Below are 2,539 nucleotides of genomic sequence, written 5' to 3' on the forward strand. Positions count from 1 at the left end.
CAGTTGCCAGCACTGAGCTGGAAAAATTTCATCGCATCAATAATTGGATCCATATTATCGTATTTGGTTTACCGAGTTTTTACTTAAATTTTACAGGAGTTACGCAAAGCAAAGCACCCATTTGTAGGGGTTGTTAGCGCAGCTAGGTAAGTCCTAATTATTTTTTTGAAGCAATTACATCAATTTCTCAAGTTGAATCAAGCGCTAAAGACTGTACACCAACAGTTTGGCTCCATCTAAGCAAATTTCAGCGAAAACCCTCCATCAACCACCAAGACCTCACCCGTCACTGCATCTGCTTTCGCCAAATAAAGGAAGGCTTCAGCGATCTCATCAGTATCAATGAATCTCTTAATGGCCGTTGAGTTTATAAAGCCCTGCTTTGTTTCTTCGGACAGTTGTTGGATCATAGAGGTAGCCACAAAGCCAGGGGCTACAGCGTTGATATTTATCATTGGTGCCAACTCCTTAGCCAAGGTTTTGGTAAAATTTATCAGAGCCGCTTTAGCTGCCGAATAAGCCATTATTCCTTCGCGCCCGCCGTATGTTAGACCACGAACTGACGTGGTATTAAGTATTTTGCCATGACCTTGGCGAAGCATAATCTGTGCAGCTTCCCTAGAGCAGAGAACCGCGTTAAACAAGTTATTATTAAACATCGCGAGCCAGTGCTCTTTCGTCAGCTCAAGGAAAGGTTCTCCAACAGCTTGCCCCGCATTGTTAATTAGAATATCAACTGTACCAAAAGTTCGTACTGTTTCTTCAAACAGAAATTTAACTTGACTGGGCTGGGAGAGGTCGCTTTGAACGTAAATAGCCTCATGACCAAGTGATTTTATATCTTCAACAACCTGTTTGCCCTCAGCCACACTCGATTTTGAATTGATGACAACTTTAGCCCCTTCCTGTGCAAACCTCATGGCAATGGATTGGCCGATCCCATTTGATGATCCGGTAATGATCACTACTTTGTCATGGATATTCATTAGCTAGTTCCTTGATCATTTCTGATAATCAATCAATTGTATGAGTTAAAGTGCTAATCTATCCATGTTCCTGACCACAACCAATCTGTAAACGACTTTTTCTTCCGAATCTGGTTTGTTCTGCTTTTGCAACGTAACGTTCGCCATCGAGAATGCATTCCAGTTCACCGCTCAAAATGAAACAACATTCCTCGAAAGGATGGTCATGAAGAGCAATGCTCACACCAGGCTGAAATTCAACTAACAACAAGCGGTGATGAATGGCTCCCATATTTTCGTCAATTAACCAGTTTAGAAACGTGCCGTTTCGGCCACTTACTGCTGTATACGCTTCTTCATTTGGTGATGGAATCTTGTCCAAGCCAAAATGGCCTAGCAAATTGCCTTGTGTATTACTCGGATCAAGCCGTTGGGCTTCAGTTGGGAAATCGCCGGATTTTAAAAAGAAGGTATGGCGCAACCCACCCTCTAGCTTGGGTTGGGGAGCCGCCATCTGAAGCCATTGTACAAACTCTGCACCAACATTATGCCAAGCATGGGGTTTTCCAACTGGAAGGACAGCCCAATCACCTGCTTTAAGATGATAGGCTTGCTCATCAATACTAATCAATACCTCACCCTGCAAGATATATACTCCCTCCTCATATGTATGATAGTGAGAATTGAGCACACCTGATGGAGCGAGTTGACAGATAGCCATAGATGTATGAACTGAGCCACAAGTCTGATCGACTAACGCATTTTCGGTATAGCCCTTGCTATGATTGCGGTAAGAATTTGGTGTTTTTAGCATTGTTTCGTCAAACTTTGCTAAATAATGCACTTTGACTATCCTCCAGTTTGATTGATTTAAAGCTTCGCTCTCGTTGGGAGTATGTCACTTATGCAGAGCATTTGTAGTAAAGCTATCGTCTCCTCATCTGTTTTACCTTGCTCTGATCGTATATAGTTCATTTGTTCTACAACTTTGACCTGCTCCTGTTCTACAACTTTGACCTGCTCCGGCCTGCTTGCGTAAGTCCTGTTTTACATAAACTTTAATTCTTTCATATTGCTGAGATTTTTACAAACAAGTCCCCCAGTTATTATACATATAGTGATATCAAAGCCATTGTTACACTATATAAAGCGTTAGCTTCGGGTTTTGCCTAAGTCCGTCAGACATACAGGCACAAGAGTAAATCATAGCTTTCCGGATTTTTATTACAATTTGTATCTTTGATTACTTATTGCTTGACAGAATCGACAGTATTCTATAGGTGTGTTAGATTGATTAACAACGGCCAAAAAAAAGAGCAGTCGGAACATTCGTCCGCCTGCCCTAATCAACGTATGTAAGCTTAGGAGTAAACCTATGGAAACGCCTGGAAAGCTAAGTTTGGAGCAACAGTTCCAGATGAAAATCTACCAAGACCAAGTCAAGCTCTTGAGCCAGGAGGAGGCTCAGTCCTATCTCTTGGAAGTTTTGCGTCAAATGATGGTTAAGGAGAATCTATTCCGCCATCTACTCAAAAACGCTTAACTCTTAATTAGCTGCGAAGGTTTCACTTTGC

At 41.9% G+C, this 2,539-nt stretch carries 3 protein-coding genes; 1 reads left to right on the plus strand and 2 read right to left on the minus strand.

From position 1 onward, the window contains the following. Positions 1-236 precede the first annotated feature (236 nt). The gene (locus F6K49_RS40720; protein WP_293053444.1) at positions 237-986 is read right to left on the minus strand and encodes an SDR family NAD(P)-dependent oxidoreductase; all 750 of its coding nucleotides are present in this window, start codon (positions 984-986) and stop codon (positions 237-239) included. A gap of 58 nt (positions 987-1,044) precedes the next feature. Then, a complete protein-coding gene (locus tag F6K49_RS40725) occupies positions 1,045-1,809 on the minus strand; it encodes a cupin domain-containing protein (RefSeq protein ID WP_293053441.1) in 765 nt (254 codons plus the stop codon). 531 nt (positions 1,810-2,340) lie between these two features. Between F6K49_RS40725 and F6K49_RS40730 the strand changes: the two genes are divergently transcribed. Next, positions 2,341-2,508, plus strand: coding sequence for an NblA/ycf18 family protein (locus F6K49_RS40730; RefSeq protein WP_008183188.1), 168 nt, complete (start codon positions 2,341-2,343; stop codon positions 2,506-2,508). The last annotated feature ends 31 nt before the right edge of the window (positions 2,509-2,539 follow it).

Source organism: Moorena sp. SIO3I6, from assembly GCF_010672095.1.